Source organism: Pseudomonas sp. Z8(2022) (genome assembly GCF_025837155.1).
Taxonomy (GTDB): Bacteria; Pseudomonadota; Gammaproteobacteria; order Pseudomonadales; family Pseudomonadaceae; genus Aquipseudomonas.
The window spans coordinates 3,066,042-3,083,911 of the sequence record NZ_CP107549.1; the positions used below are offsets into that span (position 1 = coordinate 3,066,042).

The 17,870-nt window shown below is 62.9% G+C and carries 17 protein-coding genes; 13 read left to right on the plus strand and 4 right to left on the minus strand.

Features of this window, described 5'->3' with window-relative positions; translation table 11 throughout:
- Positions 1 to 87: 87 nt before the first annotated feature.
- From OEG79_RS14595 to OEG79_RS14610, 4 genes are all read left to right on the plus strand, one after another.
- A complete protein-coding gene (locus tag OEG79_RS14595) occupies positions 88 to 585 on the plus strand; it encodes an LEA type 2 family protein (RefSeq protein WP_264145706.1) in 498 nt (165 codons plus the stop codon).
- 17 nt (positions 586 to 602) lie between these two features.
- A complete protein-coding gene (locus OEG79_RS14600) occupies positions 603 to 797 on the plus strand; it encodes an SEC-C metal-binding domain-containing protein (protein WP_013714608.1) in 195 nt (64 codons plus the stop codon).
- 7 nt (positions 798 to 804) lie between these two features.
- The gene (locus tag OEG79_RS14605; RefSeq protein WP_264145707.1) at positions 805 to 1,269 is read left to right on the plus strand and encodes a DUF2489 domain-containing protein; all 465 of its coding nucleotides are present in this window, start codon (positions 805 to 807) and stop codon (positions 1,267 to 1,269) included.
- Between the two features lie 99 nt (positions 1,270 to 1,368).
- Positions 1,369 to 3,882 (plus strand): penicillin acylase family protein, encoded by a 2,514-nt coding sequence (locus tag OEG79_RS14610; RefSeq protein ID WP_264145708.1) that lies wholly within the window; start codon positions 1,369 to 1,371, stop codon positions 3,880 to 3,882.
- A 279-nt stretch (positions 3,883 to 4,161) separates the two neighbouring features.
- On the opposite strand, the gene OEG79_RS14615 is transcribed toward OEG79_RS14610, so the two are convergent.
- A complete protein-coding gene (locus OEG79_RS14615; RefSeq protein ID WP_264145709.1) occupies positions 4,162 to 4,854 on the minus strand; it encodes an NUDIX hydrolase in 693 nt (230 codons plus the stop codon).
- Between the two features lie 102 nt (positions 4,855 to 4,956).
- Here OEG79_RS14615 and OEG79_RS14620 point away from each other — a divergent pair, with 102 nt between their 5' ends.
- From OEG79_RS14620 to nadE, 3 genes are read left to right on the plus strand one after another with little or no spacing between them, the layout of a single operon-like run.
- Positions 4,957 to 5,643, plus strand: coding sequence for a nicotinamidase (locus tag OEG79_RS14620; RefSeq protein ID WP_413247509.1), 687 nt, complete (start codon positions 4,957 to 4,959; stop codon positions 5,641 to 5,643).
- Positions 5,640 to 6,839: a nicotinate phosphoribosyltransferase gene (pncB, locus tag OEG79_RS14625; protein ID WP_264145711.1), complete on the plus strand. Its 1,200-nt coding sequence runs from the start codon at positions 5,640 to 5,642 to the stop codon at positions 6,837 to 6,839. Before OEG79_RS14620 ends, pncB begins: the two co-directional genes overlap by 4 nt.
- A 10-nt stretch (positions 6,840 to 6,849) precedes the next feature.
- Entirely contained in the window at positions 6,850 to 7,677 is an 828-nt protein-coding gene (gene nadE, locus OEG79_RS14630) for an ammonia-dependent NAD(+) synthetase (RefSeq protein ID WP_264145712.1), read from the plus strand.
- Between the two features lie 59 nt (positions 7,678 to 7,736).
- Here the strand turns inward: nadE and OEG79_RS14635 are convergent, their stop codons facing one another.
- The gene (locus OEG79_RS14635; RefSeq protein ID WP_264148765.1) at positions 7,737 to 7,949 is read right to left on the minus strand and encodes a hypothetical protein; all 213 of its coding nucleotides are present in this window, start codon (positions 7,947 to 7,949) and stop codon (positions 7,737 to 7,739) included.
- Positions 7,950 to 8,077: 128 nt separating this feature from the next.
- Positions 8,078 to 8,644, minus strand: a complete 567-nt coding sequence (gene dcd / locus OEG79_RS14640) for a dCTP deaminase (RefSeq protein WP_264145713.1) — start codon at positions 8,642 to 8,644, stop codon at positions 8,078 to 8,080.
- 301 nt (positions 8,645 to 8,945) lie between these two features.
- Here dcd and OEG79_RS14645 point away from each other — a divergent pair, with 301 nt between their 5' ends.
- Positions 8,946 to 9,155: a cold-shock protein gene (locus tag OEG79_RS14645; RefSeq protein WP_013714598.1), complete on the plus strand. Its 210-nt coding sequence runs from the start codon at positions 8,946 to 8,948 to the stop codon at positions 9,153 to 9,155.
- Between the two features lie 369 nt (positions 9,156 to 9,524).
- Here the strand turns inward: OEG79_RS14645 and apbC are convergent, their stop codons facing one another.
- A complete protein-coding gene (gene apbC / locus OEG79_RS14650) occupies positions 9,525 to 10,613 on the minus strand; it encodes an iron-sulfur cluster carrier protein ApbC (protein ID WP_264145714.1) in 1,089 nt (362 codons plus the stop codon).
- A gap of 160 nt (positions 10,614 to 10,773) precedes the next feature.
- Here apbC and metG point away from each other — a divergent pair, with 160 nt between their 5' ends.
- The 5 genes from metG (at position 10,774) to OEG79_RS14675 (ending at position 17,869) form a co-directional block, all read left to right on the plus strand.
- On the plus strand, positions 10,774 to 12,810 hold the full coding sequence (gene metG, locus OEG79_RS14655; RefSeq protein ID WP_264145715.1) for a methionine--tRNA ligase: 2,037 nt from the start codon (positions 10,774 to 10,776) through the stop codon (positions 12,808 to 12,810).
- 271 nt (positions 12,811 to 13,081) lie between these two features.
- Positions 13,082 to 13,666 carry an electron transport complex subunit RsxA gene (gene rsxA, locus OEG79_RS14660; RefSeq protein WP_037001303.1) on the plus strand — a complete coding sequence of 195 codons (585 nt, stop codon included), beginning with the start codon at positions 13,082 to 13,084 and terminating at the stop codon, positions 13,664 to 13,666.
- Positions 13,663 to 14,238 (plus strand): electron transport complex subunit RsxB, encoded by a 576-nt coding sequence (gene rsxB / locus OEG79_RS14665; RefSeq protein WP_264145716.1) that lies wholly within the window; start codon positions 13,663 to 13,665, stop codon positions 14,236 to 14,238. The genes rsxA and rsxB overlap by 4 nt, the downstream gene beginning before the upstream one ends.
- Positions 14,235 to 16,724 (plus strand): electron transport complex subunit RsxC, encoded by a 2,490-nt coding sequence (gene rsxC, locus OEG79_RS14670; protein ID WP_413247510.1) that lies wholly within the window; start codon positions 14,235 to 14,237, stop codon positions 16,722 to 16,724. Before rsxB ends, rsxC begins: the two co-directional genes overlap by 4 nt.
- A gap of 113 nt (positions 16,725 to 16,837) precedes the next feature.
- Positions 16,838 to 17,869: an RnfABCDGE type electron transport complex subunit D gene (locus OEG79_RS14675; protein ID WP_264145717.1), complete on the plus strand. Its 1,032-nt coding sequence runs from the start codon at positions 16,838 to 16,840 to the stop codon at positions 17,867 to 17,869.
- The last annotated feature ends 1 nt before the right edge of the window (position 17,870 follow it).

Consider the following 17,870-nt stretch of genomic DNA (forward strand, 5'->3'; position numbering starts at 1 on the left):
ATGAAGCTGTCATCAGGAAAATAATGCCTGCCCACCCGTTGCAGCCAAGCGCTTGCTTGTTACACTGGGCCGCAACGGGGGTATGAAATGTTTTATCAGGCGCAAATGATAAGAATTACCAGCCTATTGATGCTTTTCGGCCTGTTTTCGGGCCTGACAGGATGCTCCACCTGGATGACAGGTGGCTTCAAGGACCCGGACGTCCAACTCATCAAAGTTGATGTGATCAAGGCCAGGCTGCTCGAACAGGAGTTCAGCCTGCGCTTTCGGATCGACAATCCCAACGGGGTCAGCCTGCCTGTGCGCGGGCTGAACTATAACGTGCACCTCAACGGCATCCAGCTGGCCGAAGGTCACTCCAGCGAGTGGTTCACGGTGCCCGCTCACGGTCATCACACCTTCGATGTGCCGGTACGTACCAATCTCTGGCGCCATGTGCGGCAGATCGTCAAGGCGCTGGAAAAACCCGATGTACCGATTCGCTACAGCCTCAAGGGAGAAGTGAAAACCGGCATGTTGTTCGGCCGCAGCGTGCACATGGCGCGCAATGGAGAGATAATTCCCGGCGATTTCATCCCCGAATAACCTGCACGAGTAACACCATGAGCAACGAACCTCACGTCCACGGCCCCGACTGCAACCATGACCACGATCATCACGATCACGGCCATGTGCACGGCCCGCACTGCAATCACGGCCATCAGGAGCCGGTACGCAACGCGCTGAAGGATGTCGGCCGCAATGACCCATGCCCATGCGGCAGCCAGAAGAAATTCAAGAAATGCCACGGTGCCTGAACCGCACATGGATGCTCTGCCCCTCCTCCTGCTACTGACCGGCCTGCTGCTGATCGCAGCCCTGGCGGCCTATGCCTGGCACCTGTGGCGCCGGGTGTGGGCCAATCAGCGTGCCCGCGACGAAGCGCAACAGGAGCGCCAGCAGCGCATCGGCGGCGACCTGAACATCCTGGCCAGCAGCCTGCTCGACGAGCAGCTGCCGCTGATCGAGGGCGCCATTCGCATCAAGGTCCTGCTCGACAACTTTGACAGCACCCTGAGCAACGACAGCCGCTGCCAGGTCTTCCATACGCTGTTCGAAGCCACGGCCGACGTGCCCACCCACGCGGCCTGGAAGGCATTGGACAAGTCGCAGCGGCGCCGCTTCGAGAAGCGCTTCAATGAGCTGGAGCTGCAACACAAGGCCGCCGCGCGTACAGCAGCTCGCTGGCTGCTGGATGAAGGGCTGAAGGGGTCTCAGGCGATCGGCTGAGGGCTCTTGCCAGGCACCAGCCGCCTCATTACCTTGGCGCCTTTGTGACCGGTTGCTGCGCGACCGGCCTCGCCTGTTCGCATACCAAGGATATTCGCCATGCGCACGCTGGCCTGCCTGACTCTCGCTGCCTCCCTGACCGGCCTCGCCGGCTGTCAGTCCCTGCTCAACAGCCGTTACGCCGACAGCGTGCCACCTACCCGTGGCGTCGAACGCATTCAGGGCGTGGCTGAAAGCGCATCGGTAAGGCGCAATGCGCTTGGCATGCCGCTGATCGAGTCGGGCACCTTCCACGACGCCCTGTTCACCCTGGGTTATGTGCATGCCGGTGATCGTCTCAGTCAGATGGTCGGCATGCGCCTGTTGGCCCAGGGTCGTCTGGCGGAGATGACCGGTCCGGGCGCACTGGAAATGGACCGGTTCATGCGCGCGGTCAATCTGAAGAAGAGCGCGGACATTCTCTACGCCGACGCCTCGCCCCGCCTGAAACGCTTCTTCGAAGTGTATTCGCGCGGTGTCAACGCCTACCTGTTCCGCTACCGCAATCGCCTGCCGATGGACCTGGCCGAATCCGGCTACCGTCCCGAATACTGGAAACCCGAGGATTCGGTTCTGCTGTTCTGCCTGCTGAATTTCGGCCTCGCGGTGAACCTGCAGGAAGAGATCGCTGCGCTGACCCTGGCCCAGCAGGTGGGCACCGACAAACTGCCCTGGCTGCTGCCGATCTACCCGGACGAACCACTGCCCTTCGTCGAAGCAGAGAAGCTCGCTGGGCTCGACCTCAAGGGGCAGTTGCCAGGCCTGCAGGCGATTTCCCGTACGGCGGCGCAGATCGCCGAACAGCACATGCTCGGCGTCGCCGCCTCGAACAACTGGGCTATCGCACCGCAGCGCAGCCGTGGCGGCATGAGTCTGCTGGCCAACGACACCCATCTGCCACTGAGCATGCCGTCGCTGTGGAATTTCGTACAGATCCGCTCGCCCAAGTACCAGGCTGCCGGTGTCTCCCTCGCAGGCGTACCGGCGGTGGTGGCCGGCTACAACGGCAAGCTGGCCTGGGGCATGACCATGGTCATGGGCGATAACCAGGACATCTATCTCGAACGCATCAGACGCGAGGGCAGCCGCCTGATGTACCAGGCCGACGGCAAGTGGCTGCCGGTCACGGAGCGTCAGGAAACCTTCTTCATCCGCGGCCAGCGCCCGATCCGCGAAACGCTGTACGAGACCCGCAACGGCCCGCTGCTGAATTCGGTGGTCGGCGAACGCAAGCACATGCTGCAACCTCTACCGTTGCAGAGTGGTTACGGCCTGGCGCTGAAGACCACGCAGTTCGAGCGTGATAAGAGCCTCGACGCCTTCTTCGATCTGTCGCGCGCACAATCGGTGGATCAGGCCTTCGAGGCGACTCGCGAGATCCGCGCCATGCCGCTCAACATCGTATTCGCCGATGCCCAGCACATCGGCTGGCAGGTTACCGGCCGCTACCCGAATCGGCGCGAAGGACGCGGCCTGCTGCCTTCCCCAGGCTGGGACGAGCGCTACGCCTGGGACGGCTTCGCCGATCCGATGCTGCATCCCTACGACCAGGACCCGCCGCAAGGCTGGCTGGGCACCGCCAACGAACGCAGCGTGCCGCCAGGTTACGGCATGCAGCTGTCCAGCTCCTGGTATTACCCGGAGCGCGCTGAGCGTATTGCCGAACTGGCCGGCACCGGCCGACACGATGGCCGCAGCATGATCGCCATGCAGTACGACCAGACCTCTCCTTTCGTAGCCAAGCTGCAGGCCATGCTCAACGACCCGGCCATGCATGACCCGCTGCGCCAGGCCATAGCTGCTCTGCCCGCCGGCCAGCGCGAGCGTGCAGACGAAGCCCTGAAGCGTCTGCTCGCCTTCGACGGCAAGCTCACAGCCAGCTCGGCCGACGCCGCCATTTACGGCGCCTTCCTGCATGAAAGCGCGCGACAGATCTTCCTCGACGAACTCGGCCCGGAACGCAGCCCGGCCTGGCAAGCCCTGGTGGAAACCGCCAATACCTCGTACTCCGCGCAGGCCGATCACCTGCTCGGTCGTGTCGACAGTCCGTTCTGGGACGACATCCGCACCCCAGAGCAGGAAGACAAGCCGACCATCCTGGCGCGCAGCCTGGCCGCCAGCATCGAGCTGCTGGAAAAGCGCCTGGGTACGGAGCGTCGCAACTGGCAGTGGGGCAAGCTGCATACCTACGAATGGGTGACCGACACCACTCGCATGGCGCCCTACATGAGCGCCAGCCAGCGCACCAGCATCAACGCCCTGAAAGGCTATCTGGATCGCGGCCCCTATGCGGCCGGCGGCGACCACAGCACGCTGAACGTCTCGGCTTACGCCTGGGGCCAGGATTTCAATACCTTCCTGATCCCGGCAATGCGCATCGTGGTGGACTTCTCCGCCGACGAACCGCTGATCGGCGTCAACAGCTCAGGCCAATCGGGCAATCCAGCCAGCCCGCACTATGCCGACGGCATCGAGTCCTGGCTCAAGGGCGGCTATATGAGTTTCCCGTTCAAGTCGGAAAACCTGGACAAGGTCTATGGCAACCAGCGCCTGCTGCTGATGCCAGGCAAATGATGACCGTTCGTCGGGAAGCGCTGAACCTTTCGCTCAGCGCTCGACTCTGAGCAATGGACTTACTCCATAGATCATCGTTTAAGGCGCCTCTGGCGCCTTTTCTTTTGCCTGTAGAAAAAGATGGCATTTTGCATTACGGACTGAACTTTCTCCTCGAAGCCGGTTCAGAACCTGTGCATCGATTGAAATGCTCCCCTGGCGCCTCTGGCGCCTATTTTTTTGCCCGCATTATTTCCAACCACACGTTCGAGCACTTGCTGCCGGCAAATCGCAAGGTTGTCAGGCCAGCAGATTGCGGTCGAAAACGAACACTTCGGCCGCCAAAGGCCGATGCTCCAGCAGATTCTGCGGCCTTCCCATCTTCGGGTAGTTCTTCTCGCCAGTCTCGCCGATCCAGCCCTGGGTCTTCATCCGCTCCAACCGCCCCCGCAGGGTGGTGTGCTGTACCGGCTCGCCCAGGCAGGCCTGGAATGCCGCCAACGCTTCGGTCACGGTAAAGCGTGGAGCCAGCAGATACAGCGGCAGCGAGCTGTACACCGACTTGCCACGCAGACGCTCGACCGCCAGGCGCACCAGATGCGCATGGTCGAATGGCAATGCCTGCTGCCCGGAAGTCACAGCGGCCAACTCGACAAACTCCAGGTTTTCATCCTGCGGCACAACGTCAGGCGCCAGCAGCGCCAGGTAGCAGATACTCAGCGACCAGCCACGCGGATCACGTACTCCATTGCCCACAGTTGTCACCTGCTCCAGATATTGCGGTTGCAGGCGCGCCTTGTCCGCCAGAGCACGAGCGGCGGAGGCATCCAGGCTGGCATCGGCGCAACGACCGTTGACCAGCACGCCCGGCAGCGCCCGTTGGCCCATGAAGGGTTCGCGCTGCCGGCGCAGCAGCAGCACCTGCAATATCCCCTCTTCACTCAGACGCAGGGCGACGATATCCACCCCGGCCAGCACCTCCACTGAACTCATCCTTCCATTCGCCTCCATCACGGACTTATTTCATCTTGACCAATAATTCATCTTTGTTCACGCCTGAATTGGCAGAAAAGGCTTGACTACATATTTCATCAGATGAAATATGTAGTCATTCCAAGCGCAACAAGGAGGCGCACCATGAAGATCGCAAGCTTCGACGTCGACGCCCAGAAAGGCTTTACGCCGCTTTGCCCCAATGAACTGCCCGTACCCGAGGGCGATACCATCGCCCCAGCACTGAATCTGCTGGCAGCCCGTGCTCAGCTGCGCGTTGGCAGCAAGGACGCCCACAGCCCGCAGGCGGCCTGGGTGGTAGCCGACCACACGCAGATGCTGCAACCGCTGGCGCTGGCCAATGCCGATCTGACCTGGGTCAGCCACTGCGTACCCGGCACGCCCGGCTTCGAACTGCTCGACGGTCTGCCCGCCCCGCTGGACTACGACTATTTCGTATGGAAGGGCGTGGAACCGGACCTGCACCCCTATGGCGCCTGCTACCACGATCTGGCCGAGAAGCGCAGCACGGGCGTGATCGAATTTCTTCGGCAAAATGGCGTCGACCTAGTATTGGTCGGCGGCCTGGCACTGGACTACTGCGTCAAGACCACCGCCCTGCAACTGCGCCGCGCCGGCTTCGAGGTGATCGTGTATCTGCCAGCCTGCCGGGCCATCGCCAGCGAAACCGCCGAAACTGCCTGTCTCATCATGGGCGAGCACGGCATCACTCTTGTCGCCAGCCTAGAACAGCTGGACCGCGTCTTAGCCAAGGAGAACCTGCGATGAGCGAAAGCATCTTCGCCGAACGCACCGTGCAGAACCTGCTGGATACCGATTTCTACAAGCTGACCATGATGCAGGCGGTACTGCACAACTACCCCAACGCCGAGGTGGAATGGGAGTTTCGCTGCCGCAGCAGCGAGGACCTGACGCCTTACCTGGCCGAGATCCGCTACCAGATCGAACGCCTGAGCGAACTCAGCCTGAGCGTCGATCAGCTGGCCTTTCTCGAACGCATCCCCTTCCTCAAACCGGACTTCATTCGTTTCCTCAGCCTGTTCCGCTTCAACCTGCGCTACGTGCACACCAGCATCGAGGACGGCCAGTTGAGCATCCGCCTGCGCGGCCCCTGGTTGCACGTGATTCTCTTCGAAGTGCCGCTGCTGGCTGTGGTCAGCGAGGTACGCAACCGCTATCGCTACCGCGAAGTGCTGCTGGAGCAGGCCGCCGAACGCCTGTACGAAAAGCTCGACTGGCTCAAGGCTGAGGCGACGCCACGCGAACTGGCCGGTTTTCAGCTTGCCGACTTCGGCACCCGTCGTCGCTTCTCCTACCGCGTGCAGGAACAGGCGGTGCACATCCTCAAGCGCGACTTTCCCGGGCGATTCGTCGGTACCAGCAATGTGCACCTGGCGCGTGAGTTCGACCTCAAGCCCATCGGTACCATGGCCCACGAATGGCTGATGGCACACCAGCAGCTCGGCCCGCGTCTGATCGACAGCCAGATCGCCGCGCTCGACTGCTGGGTGCGCGAATACCGTGGCCTGCTCGGCATCGCCCTGACCGACTGCATCACCATGGATGCCTTCCTGGCCGACTTCGACCTGTACTTCGCCAAGCTGTTCGACGGCCTGCGCCACGATTCCGGCGACCCGCTGGTATGGGCGGAAAAGGCCATCGCCCACTACGAGAAACTCGGCATCGACCCGATGAGCAAGACCCTGGTGTTCTCCGACGGGCTCGACCTGCCCAAGTCGCTACAGCTCTACCGTGCACTTTCCGGGCGAATCCACGTAAGCTTCGGAGTCGGCACCAACCTGACCTGCGACATCCCTGGCGTCGAGCCGATGAACATCGTGATCAAGATGATCGCCTGCAACGGTCAACCGGTAGCCAAGATTTCCGACACCCCCGGCAAAACCCAGTGCCGCGACGAGAACTTCGTCCATTACCTGAAACACGTCTTTCGCGTGACCCAGTGAGGAGCCAGACATGAGCAACCGCCAAGCCGAAATCGCCGCCGCCCTCGACGTGGTGCCGCCGTTTGCCGACGACGCCGCGTTGAGCGCCGAAATCGAACGCCGCAAGACCTTCATCAAGAACACCCTCAGACAGTCCGGCCTCAAAGTGCTGGTGCTGGGCATCAGCGGTGGCGTGGACTCGACCACCGCCGGGCGCCTGGCCCAACTGTCGGTCGAGGAGCTGCGCGCCGAAACCGGCGATGCCGGCTATCGCTTCATCGCCGTACGCCTGCCGCACAACACCCAGCATGACGAGCACGATGCCCAGGCCTCGCTGAACTTCATCCGTGCCGACGAGAACGTTACGGTCAACATCGCCGACAGCGTCAACGGCCTGGTCCAGCAGGTCAGCCATCTGCAACAGCTGAACGATGCCCGACGCGATTTCGTGATCGGTAACGTCAAGGCGCGCATTCGCATGGTCGCCCAGTTCACCATCGCCAACGCCAACAACGGCCTGGTGATCGGCACCGATCATGCCGCCGAAGCGGTGATGGGTTTCTTCACCAAGTTCGGTGACGGTGCCTGTGACCTCGCTCCGCTGTCGGGCCTGGTAAAGCACCAGGTACGCGCCATCGCGGCGCACCTGGGCGCGCCGGAACATCTGGTGCAGAAGACGCCCACTGCCGACCTGGAGGAACTGCGTCCCGGCAAGCCGGACGAGGAAGCCCACGGTGTCACCTACGCCGAGATCGACGCCTTCCTGCATGGCCAGAAGGTCAGCGACGAGGCCTACGCCACCATCGTGCGCACCTATGACGCCTCGCGTCACAAGCGCGAGCTGCCGCTGGCGCCCTGACTTCTGCTGCTAAAAAAAAGAAGCCGGGCATTGCCCGGCTTCTTCGTCTGCGTACCTGCTCAATGCCACTCGCCGGCGATGCGCTCTGCTGGCGCCACACAGCGCTCGAAAATCTCCCGAGGCCGACACTGCGCCACTGGCGCCGGTGGCGGTTGATCCGGCAGCGTCGGCTCGCCCGGCTCCTGCGGCGGCACGGGTTTACCTGGCTGATCGGGAATATCAGGTTCGGGCTGGCCGGGAATGCTTGCCATGTTGAGGTCGAGCAAAGGCATGGGGCGTCTCCTGTGCATGGGGTTACCGGTGGAGCCCCATACAGGAAGTAAATTCAGCCTATCCGACCAAACGCTCGCGCTCATGAAAAAGCCGGGCATTGCCCGGCTTCTGATACTCGCATTATTGATCAGGCTTTCGGCAGGGTTACGCCCGTCTGCCCCTGATACTTGCCGCCGCGGTCGCGGTAGGAGACCTCGCAGGCCTCATCGGACTGCAGGAACAGCATCTGCGCCACGCCTTCGTTGGCGTAGATCTTCGCCGGCAGGTTGGTGGTGTTGGAGAACTCCAGGGTCACGTGGCCTTCCCACTCCGGCTCCAGCGGCGTGACGTTGACGATGATGCCGCAGCGCGCATAGGTGCTCTTGCCCAGGCAGATGGTCAGCACGTCACGCGGAATGCGGAAGTACTCGACGGTACGGGCCAGGGCGAAGGAGTTCGGTGGAATGATGCAGACGTCGCTCTTGATGTCGACGAAGCTCTTCTCGTCGAAATTCTTCGGGTCGACCACAGCCGAGTGGATGTTGGTGAACACCTTGAATTCGTCGGCGCAGCGCACGTCGTAGCCGTAGCTGGACACGCCGTAGGAAATCACCCGACTGTCGTCGGCGCCACGCACCTGGCGCTCTACGAACGGCTCGATCATGCCGTGTTCCTGGGCCATGCGGCGAATCCACTTGTCCGATTTGATGCTCATGGCGGGGGTGTCCTGAGTGGGCGGTTACTGGAAAAGTGAGCGCATCTTACCGATGCGAGGGCCACGCTTCAAAGCTTGCCAGCGCACCCGCTAGTCATTATTTGCAAAAAAGCTGCATCGACTATTCGCACTTGGCGATAAAAACACGTATGGTGTCTCCACTGTGCTGCATGTGTCACCGCGAATCGCTACTAGATGCCCAGATTTCGATCCAAACATCGTCCGACTCCTAGTACTCGTTGCACTCAGTCCCGGCCTGGGCTTTTCCAGGGCTGTTATTACTTTTGTTAGGAGACATCACATGTCCAATCGTCAGACTGGCACCGTCAAGTGGTTCAACGATGAGAAAGGCTACGGCTTCATCACCCCGCAATCCGGTGACGACCTGTTCGTACACTTCAAAGCCATCCAGAGCGACGGTTTCAAGACCCTGAAGGAAGGCCAGCAGGTTTCCTTCGTGGCTACCCGTGGCCAGAAAGGCATGCAGGCTGAGGAAGTTCAGGTTATCTAACCTGCGCTACCCCGCTTGAAAAAAGCCCCGCCTAGTGCGGGGTTTTTTTATGGCTGTTTGCACGCCTTTGCAGGAGCGGATTTATCCGCGATTCGCGGCTGAAGCCGAATGCCGCCCAGCCGCTCCTACAGAAGCGTGTTCTGACTGGGCTTCGCCCAGCCAGGACCGGGTCGCCTGCATTGCCCACTCCCGCCCTTCGAGCACCCTCGGCTTTGGCGTCCTGCGTCGCCCTGCCTCCTGCATCCATGCAGACGTCTCCCCAAGCGGCAGAGAATCAGCATCGCAGTCGTCCATCGCCCTCTCCCGCCCTTCGGGCACCCTCTCCCATAAATGGGAGAGGGTCATCAGAAGGCCGCGTCGCGGCCGCTCTTAGTCCTCGCTGATCTCGATGCTCGGCATCGCCGGTTTGCCGGCCAGGGCGATACGCGCGCCGACCTTGCGCGCCAGGTCCTGATAGATCATGGCGATCTGGCTTTCCGGATCGGCGATGGTGGTCGGTTTGCCATCATCGGCCTGCATGCGGATGGCCATCGACAGCGGCAACGACGCCAGCAGCTCCACGCCGTATTGCGCGGCGAGCTTCTCGCCCCCGCCTTCGCCGAACAGATGTTCGGCATGGCCGCAGTTGGAGCAGATGTGCACGGCCATGTTCTCCACCACGCCCAGCACCGGGATATGCACCTTGCGGAACATCTCCACGCCCTTCTTGGCATCGAGCAGGGCCAGGTCCTGCGGGGTGGTGACGATCACGCTGCCGGCCACCGGCACTTTCTGCGCCAGAGTCAGCTGTATGTCGCCGGTGCCCGGTGGCATGTCCACCACCAGATAATCCAGATCGTTCCAGGCAGTCTGGGTGATCAGCTGCAGCAAGGCGCCGCTGACCATAGGCCCGCGCCAGACCATCGGCGTGTTGTCGTCGGTGAGAAAGGCCATGGACATCACCTGCACGCCATGGGCCTCGAGCGGCACGAACCACTTCTGATCACGAACCTGTGGCCGCGTACCCTCGGCGATACCGAACATGATGCCCTGGCTGGGGCCGTAGATATCGGCGTCGAGAATGCCCACGCGTGCGCCTTCACGGGCCAGCGCCAGCGCCAGGTTGGCCGCCGTGGTGGACTTGCCCACGCCGCCCTTGCCCGAGGCCACGGCAATCACGTTTTTCACCCCGGCCAGCGCCGGCACCTGTGCCTGGCCCTGATGCGACTCGATCACGCAATCGACCTGCACCCGCGCGCTGTCGACACCGCCAAGGTTCTCCAGCGCCATCTGCAGCATCTGCGCCCAGCCGTTCTTGAACAGGCCGGCAGCGTATCCCAGCTCCAGGCGCACGGCGACGCGCCCGCTTTGAATATCGACCTCACGCAGGCACCCGGCGCTGACCGGGTCCTGATCGAGATGGGGGTCGGTGAACTGACGCAGGCAGGCTTCGACCGCTTCGCGGGTGACGGCACTCATGCAAGGACTCCAGAAGGCAGGCAGAAAAACAGGCCCTCATCATAACAGCAGCCTTCCAATGCAATGCAGCATGCGCTTTTCCTTGCCGCAGGTAGCTTGAAGCTTGTCGCTTCCCTTATAGTTGCCGACTTCCCTCGTTTTACCAGTGCAGCCGATCACCATGACCGAAGCCCGCAAGATTCTCGTTACCAGCGCCCTCCCCTACGCCAACGGCTCCATCCACCTCGGCCATATGCTCGAGTACGTGCAGACCGACATGTGGGTGCGCTATCAGAAACTGCGCGGCAACCAGGCGATCTACGTCTGCGCCGACGACGCCCACGGCTCGGCCATCATGCTGCGCGCCGAAAAGGAAGGCATCACGCCCGAGCAACTGATCGACAACGTGCGCGCCGAGCACATGGCCGACTTCGCCGGCTTCGGGGTGGACTTCGATAACTACCACTCCACCCACTCGGAGGAGAACCGCGAGCTGTCCGCGGCCATCTATCTGAAGCTGCGCGATGCCGGGCATATCGCTACCCGTTCGGTAACCCAGTACTTCGATCCCGAGAAGGGCATGTTCCTCGCCGACCGCTTCATCAAGGGCACCTGCCCGAAATGCGCGGCCGAGGACCAGTACGGCGACAACTGCGAAAAATGCGGTGCCACCTACGAGCCGACCGAGCTGAAGAACCCGCGCTCGGCCATTTCCGGTGCGGTGCCGGTGCTCAAGGATTCCAAGCATTTCTTCTTCAAGCTGCCCGACTTCGAGGCCATGCTGAAGAGCTGGACCCGCAGCGGCACCCTGCAGGACGCCGTGGCCAACAAGATCGCCGAATGGCTCGATGGCGGCCTGCAGGAGTGGGACATCAGCCGCGATGCGCCGTACTTCGGCTTCGAGATTCCGGATGAGCCGGGCAAGTACTTCTACGTCTGGCTGGACGCGCCGATCGGCTACATGGCCAGCTTCAAGAACCTGTGTTCGCGGCGCCCGGAGCTGGACTTCGATGCGTTCTGGAACAAGGACTCGACTGCCGAGCTGTACCACTTCATCGGCAAGGACATCGTCAACTTCCACGCCCTGTTCTGGCCGGCCATGCTCGAAGGCGCCGGCTACCGCAAGCCGACCGGGGTCAACGTGCACGGCTACCTGACCGTGAACGGGCAGAAGATGTCCAAGTCCCGCGGCACCTTCATCAAGGCGCGCACCTACCTGGATCACCTGAACCCGGAATACCTGCGCTACTACTACGCCTCCAAGCTGAGCCGTGGCGTGGACGATCTCGACCTGAACCTCGAAGACTTCGTGCAGAAGGTCAACTCCGACCTGGTCGGCAAGGTGGTCAACATCGCCAGCCGCTGCGCCGGTTTCATCCACAAGGGCAACGCCGGCCTGCTGGTTGCCGCCAACCCCGAGCCGGAACTGTGGGAGGCCTTCCAGGCCGCCGCGCCGAGCATCGCCGAGGCCTACGAAGCACGTGATTTCTCCCGCGCCATGCGCGAGATCATGGCGCTGGCCGACCGCGCCAACGCCTGGATCGCCGACAAGGCGCCCTGGGCTCTGAACAAGGTCGAAGGCAAGCAGGCCGAGGTGCAGGAAATCTGTGCGCTGGGTATCAACCTGTTCCGCCAGCTGGTGATCATGCTCAAGCCTGTGCTGCCAAAACTGGCTGCCGACGCCGAAGCCTTCCTCAACGTGAAACCGCAAACCTGGGCCGACCTCGTGCTGCCGCTGGCCAACCACCAGCTCAACCCGTTCAACCCGCTGCTGACCCGCATCGAGCCGGCGAAGATCGACGCCATGGTCGAAGCGTCCAAGGAAGACCTGGCCGCCGAGGCCACCAAGCCCACCGGCAACGGCGAACTGGTGAAAGACCCGCTGGCCCCCGAGATCAACTTCGATGCTTTTGCCGCCGTCGACCTGCGCATCGCCCTGATCGAGAAGTGCGAGTTCGTCGAAGGGGCCGACAAGCTGCTGCGCCTGTCGCTGGATATTGGCGACGAGAAACGCAACGTGTTCTCCGGCATCAAGTCCGCCTACCCGGACCCGAGCAAGCTGGAAGGCCGCCTGACCCTGTACGTGGCCAACCTGGCACCGCGCAAGATGAAGTTCGGCGTCAGCGAAGGCATGGTCCTGGCCGCCGGCCCCGGTGGCGAGGAAATCTACCTGCTCAGCCCGGACAGCGGCGCCAAGCCGGGCCAACGCGTCAAGTAAGCCAAACGCCAGGAGGCGAGGATGAAGCCATGGATGGTAGTGGCGCTGCTGGCAGCACCGGCCGGTTGTTCCGAGCAATCGGCCTACCCTTCCTCAGCCTGATGCGCTGGGGCCGCGCAAACTGTGGAAACGCCTGACCAGTCGTTGAACGAGGCGTGACGAAAGGTCGCCAACGGCAGGCAAATCGGCGCATCCGGCTTGTATGGCCAGGGCCGCTTCCCGATAATAGGCGCCCTTTTCCTAAGGCCTTTGGGCATTCGACGGCAAACCGATGACCGAACTCGTCCTGATCATGGTCAGCGCCATCCTGGTCAACAATTTCGTGTTGGTGCAGTTCCTCGGCCTGTGCCCGTTCATGGGCGTGTCGAAAAAGATCGAAACCGCCATCGGCCTGTCCCTGGCGACCACCTTCGTGCTGACCCTGGCGGCGATGTGCAGCTACCTGGTGCAGCAATACGTCCTCAAGCCGCTGGATCTGGAATTCCTGCGCACCATCAGCTTCATCCTGGTGATCGCCGTGGTGGTGCAATTCACCGAGATGGTGGTGAACAAGACCAGCCCGCTGCTCTATCGAGTGCTGGGCATCTTCCTGCCGCTGATCACCACCAACTGCATCGTCCTCGGCGTCGCCCTGCTCAACGCCAACAAGGCCGAATTCACCTTTATCACTGCCACCGCCAATGGTTTCGCCGCCGGACTGGGCTTCTCCCTGGTGTTGGTGCTGTTCGCCGCCATGCGTGAACGCATCGCCATCGCCGACGTGCCGAAATCCTTCCAGGGCGCAGCCATCGGCATGATCACTGCCGGCTTGATGTCGCTGGCATTCATGGGCTTCTCCGGGCTGATCAAGCTATGAGCCTGGTTCTGGTCGCGGTCCTTGCCCTGCTCGCGCTGTGCCTGATCGCCGGCGCCATCCTCGGTTTCGCCGCCGTACGCTTCAAGGTCGAGGGCGACCCGATCGCCGAGCAGATCAACGCCCTGCTGCCGCAGACCCAATGTGGCCAATGCGGCTATCCCGGCTGCAAGCCCTACGCCGAGGCCATCGCCGGCGGCGACAAGATCAACAAATGCCCGCCCGGCGGCGAAGCCACCATTGCTGCGCTGGCCGATCTGCTCGACGTCGAGCCCGAACCACTGGATGCGGTGGAAGGCGAGAAGCCGCAGATGGTCGCATTCATCCGCGAAGCGGAATGCATCGGCTGCACCAAGTGCATCCAGGCCTGCCCGGTGGATGCCATCGTCGGTGCGGCGCGGCAGATGCATACGGTGATCGTCAGCGAGTGCACCGGTTGCGACCTGTGCGTCGAACCCTGCCCGGTGGACTGCATCGACATGATCGAAGTCGGCAGCACGGTGCAGAGCTGGAAGTGGGACAAACCGCTGCCACCCGGCCAGTTGATCGCCAGTGACCGGGAGCAGGCCGCATGAGTGTCATGTCGAAGGACAACATGGGCGCAGCGCAGGCAAACCAGGCTGACGCCATGAAAATCTGGGACATTCCGGGCGGGATTCATCCGGCCGAACGCAAGGAACTGTCCAACCGCACGCCGATTCGGCAGGTGCCGCTACCCAGGCGCCTGATATTGCCGCTCGGCCAGCATATCGGCGCGCCCGCCGAGCCCTGCGTCGGCGTTGGCCAGCGCGTGCGCAAGGGCGAGAAGATCGCCAATGCCAGCGGCTTCGTCAGCGTGCCGTTGCACGCGCCGACCTCCGGCACCGTCACCTTCATCGGCGAACAGCCTTATCCACATGCTTCCGGCATGCTGGCGCCAGCCATCGTCATCGACAGCGACGGCCTCGACGAGTGGATCGAGCTGACGCCACCAGCCGACTACCGCAGCCTGGAGCATGGCGACCTGCTGACGCTGATCCGCGAGGCCGGCATCAACGGCCTGGGCGGCGCCGGTTTCCCCACGGCGGTCAAGCTCACTGCACGGCCGACGCAGAAAATCCACACGCTGATCATCAACGGCACCGAATGCGAACCCTATATCACCGCCGATGACCTGCTGATGCGCGAACGCGCCGCCGAACTGGTAGCCGGTATCGACGTGCTGACTCACCTGATCCAGCCGCAGCAGGTGCTGATCGGCATCGAGGACAACAAACCCGAGGCCATCGCCGCCGTGCGCGCTGCCTGCGCTGGCCGCGACTATCAGGTGCGCGTGTTCCCGACCAAATACCCGTCCGGTGGCGAAAAACAGCTGATCCAGATTCTCACCGGCGTCGAGGTTCCGAGCGGCGGCCTGCCGGCGGATATCGGCATTCTTTGCCAGAACGTCGGCACCTGCGTGGCCATCCACGATGCCGTACTGCTAGGCAAGCCGCTGATCTCGCGCATCACCACCCTGACCGGCGAAGCGCTGGCGCGCCCCGGCAACGTCGAGGCGCTGATCGGCACGCCGGTCGGCGAGCTGCTGAGCTTTGCCGGGCTCGACCAGAACAAGCTCAACCGCCTGATCATGGGCGGGCCAATGATGGGCTTTACCCTGCCCAGTCTCGATGTGCCGCTGATCAAGACCAGCAACTGCCTGCTGGCCAGTACCGCTGCAGAACTGCCAACGCCAGCGCCGGCCATGCCGTGCATCCGCTGTGGCGAATGTGCCCAGGTCTGCCCGGCCAGCCTGCTGCCACAGCAACTGCACTTCTTCGCCCTAGGGCAGGAGCATGAGCAGCTCAAGGCGCACAACCTGTTCGACTGTATCGAGTGCGGCGCCTGCGCCTATGTCTGCCCCTCGAGCATTCCGCTGGTGCAGTACTACCGCGTGGCCAAGGCGGAAATTCGCGAGCTGGAACAGAAACAGCTCAAGGCCGAACATTCCAAACAGCGCTTCGAGCAACGCCAGGAACGCCTGCGCCGCGCCGAAGAGCAGAAGGAAGCCGAACGCAAGGCCCGCGCGGAAAGAGCCGCCCGAGCCAAGGCAGCGCAGGCCGAAGCCCCTCCTGCAACAGCAGCTTCGCCAGCCGACGAAGCCCTGAAGAAGCTCAAGATCGAAGCCAGCATGGCTCAGGTCGCGCTGAAGAAGGCAGAAAAACAGCTGGCCGCCCACGATACGCCCGAACTGCAGGCGCAGGTCAGCGAACTGCGCGCCGCTGCCGAAGCTGCACAAAAGGCCCTGGCCGATGCCCAGGCGGCAGCCCCCGCTCCCGCGCCCAAGCCGGCGGGAGACGAAGCGCTGAAAAAGGCCAAGATCGAGTCCGCCATGCTCAAGGCCCAGTTGCGAAAGCTGGAGAAGATCGAAGCGCCGGACGACGATCAGCAAGCCGAAATCGCCCGCCTGCGCCAGCAACTGGAAGAAGCCGAGAAGTCCCTGACCGAGCTGCAGAACCAGGCCCCCGCCCCTGCTGCCAAACCTGCCGGTGACGAAGCGCTGAAAAAGGCCAAGATCGAAGCTGCCATGCTCAAGGCCCAGTTGCGAAAGCTGGAGAAGATCGAAGCGCCGGACGACGATCAGCAGGCCGAAATCGCCCGCCTGCGCCAGCAACTGGAAGAAGCCGAGAAGTCTCTGGCCGAGCTGCAGAGCCAGGCCCCTGCACCAGCAGCCAAACCCGCCGGCGAAGAGGCATTGAAGAAGGCCAAGATCGAACTGGCAATGAAACGCGCCGAGTTGAAGAAGGCGGAGAAGGCCGGCAGCGACGAAGCCGCACTGCAACCGTTGCGCGCGGCCCTGGCCGCCGCCGAGCAGGCCCTGCATGCCGCCGAGGCTGCCTCGGGCAAGCCGGCACCGGAGCTGGTACGCACCGAACGCCCGGGGGTCGACGCCGAGCTGAAAGCCCTGAAGACCGAAGTGGCCTTCGCCCGTGCCGACCTGCGCAAGCTGGAGCGTGACGAAAGCGCCGCCGCCGACGCATTGGAACAGGCGCGTACCCGCCTGGCCGAAGCCGAACGCAAACTGGCCGAGTACCAGTCGTAACAACCGTTCGGATTGCATCCGGGCGACACAGACAACCGTAGCCCGGATGCAATCCGGGGAATGAACACCACTGCGATCACCACGGACGCAGTAACAGAACCACCGGAGCGCCGATGGCCCTGCCCCGCATCACATCGCCCCACGCCACGGGCAGCAACCGTACCCAGCAGGTCATGCTGCAGGTGCTGCTGGCCACCGTGCCCGGCATTATCGCGCTGACCTGGCTGTTTGGCGCCGGCACCCTATTCAACCTGATCTGGGCCTGCGCCTGTGCGCTGGGCTTCGAAGCTGCGCTGCTGGCTGCGCGCAAACGCCCAGTCGCATTCTTTCTCAAGGACTACAGCGCCCTGGTCACCGCCGTGCTGCTGGCGCTGGCCCTGCCGCCCTACTCGCCCTGGTGGCTGACACTGATCGCCTGCGGCTTCGCCATCGGCTTCGGCAAACAGCTCTATGGCGGTCTCGGGCAAAACCCGTTCAACCCGGCTATGGTCGGCTACGTAGTGGTGCTGATCTCCTTCCCGGTCGACATGACCAGCTGGCCCGCACCACATGGTGTCGCCGCACTGGACGGCATCAAGCACATCCTCGGGATTGCCAGCCTGCCCGACGGCTGGGCCCAGGCCACTGCCCTGGACGCGTTGAAGGTCAACAAGAGCCTGACCATAGATGAACTGCACGCCAGCAACCCTGCCTTCGGCCATTTCGGCGGTGCCGGCAGCGAGGCGATCAACCTGGCGTTTCTCGCCGGCGGCCTGTACCTGCTGCACAAGCGCCTGATCACCTGGCACGCGCCGGTGGGCATGCTTGCCGCCCTGTTCGTCATGAGCCTGCTGTTCTGGAATGGCAGCGGCTCGGATTCCAACGGCTCGCCACTGTTCCACCTGCTGACCGGCGCCACCATGCTCGGCGCCTTCTTCATTGTCACCGACCCGGTATCCGGCGCCACCAGCAATCGCGGCCGCCTGGTGTTCGGCATCGGCGTCGGGGTACTGGTCTACGTGATCCGCACCTGGGGCGGTTACCCGGATGCTGTGGCCTTCGCCGTGCTGCTGATGAACCTGGCCGCGCCGACCATCGACTACTACACCCGGCCGCGCAGCTACGGCCACCGCAAGCCCAATAGTGGCTTCAAGCTGGGAGAATGAG

Coding starts and splice junctions, on each gene's coding strand:
- OEG79_RS14610 (WP_264145708.1), top strand. CDS start 1,369: ATGCGCACGCTGGCCTGCCTGACTCTCGCTGCCTCCCTGACCGGCCTC.
- OEG79_RS14635 (WP_264148765.1), bottom strand. CDS start 7,949: ATGCCTTTGCTCGACCTCAACATGGCAAGCATTCCCGGCCAGCCCGAA.
- rsxA (WP_037001303.1), top strand. CDS start 13,082: ATGACCGAACTCGTCCTGATCATGGTCAGCGCCATCCTGGTCAACAAT.
- nadE (WP_264145712.1), top strand. CDS start 6,850: ATGAGCAACCGCCAAGCCGAAATCGCCGCCGCCCTCGACGTGGTGCCG.
- rsxB (WP_264145716.1), top strand. CDS start 13,663: ATGAGCCTGGTTCTGGTCGCGGTCCTTGCCCTGCTCGCGCTGTGCCTG.
- OEG79_RS14605 (WP_264145707.1), top strand. CDS start 805: ATGGATGCTCTGCCCCTCCTCCTGCTACTGACCGGCCTGCTGCTGATC.
- pncB (WP_264145711.1), top strand. CDS start 5,640: ATGAGCGAAAGCATCTTCGCCGAACGCACCGTGCAGAACCTGCTGGAT.
- metG (WP_264145715.1), top strand. CDS start 10,774: ATGACCGAAGCCCGCAAGATTCTCGTTACCAGCGCCCTCCCCTACGCC.
- OEG79_RS14675 (WP_264145717.1), top strand. CDS start 16,838: ATGGCCCTGCCCCGCATCACATCGCCCCACGCCACGGGCAGCAACCGT.
- OEG79_RS14615 (WP_264145709.1), bottom strand. CDS start 4,854: ATGAGTTCAGTGGAGGTGCTGGCCGGGGTGGATATCGTCGCCCTGCGT.
- OEG79_RS14600 (WP_013714608.1), top strand. CDS start 603: ATGAGCAACGAACCTCACGTCCACGGCCCCGACTGCAACCATGACCAC.
- rsxC (WP_413247510.1), top strand. CDS start 14,235: ATGAGTGTCATGTCGAAGGACAACATGGGCGCAGCGCAGGCAAACCAG.
- dcd (WP_264145713.1), bottom strand. CDS start 8,644: ATGAGCATCAAATCGGACAAGTGGATTCGCCGCATGGCCCAGGAACAC.
- OEG79_RS14620 (WP_413247509.1), top strand. CDS start 4,957: ATGAAATATGTAGTCATTCCAAGCGCAACAAGGAGGCGCACCATGAAG.
- OEG79_RS14595 (WP_264145706.1), top strand. CDS start 88: ATGTTTTATCAGGCGCAAATGATAAGAATTACCAGCCTATTGATGCTT.
- OEG79_RS14645 (WP_013714598.1), top strand. CDS start 8,946: ATGTCCAATCGTCAGACTGGCACCGTCAAGTGGTTCAACGATGAGAAA.
- apbC (WP_264145714.1), bottom strand. CDS start 10,613: ATGAGTGCCGTCACCCGCGAAGCGGTCGAAGCCTGCCTGCGTCAGTTC.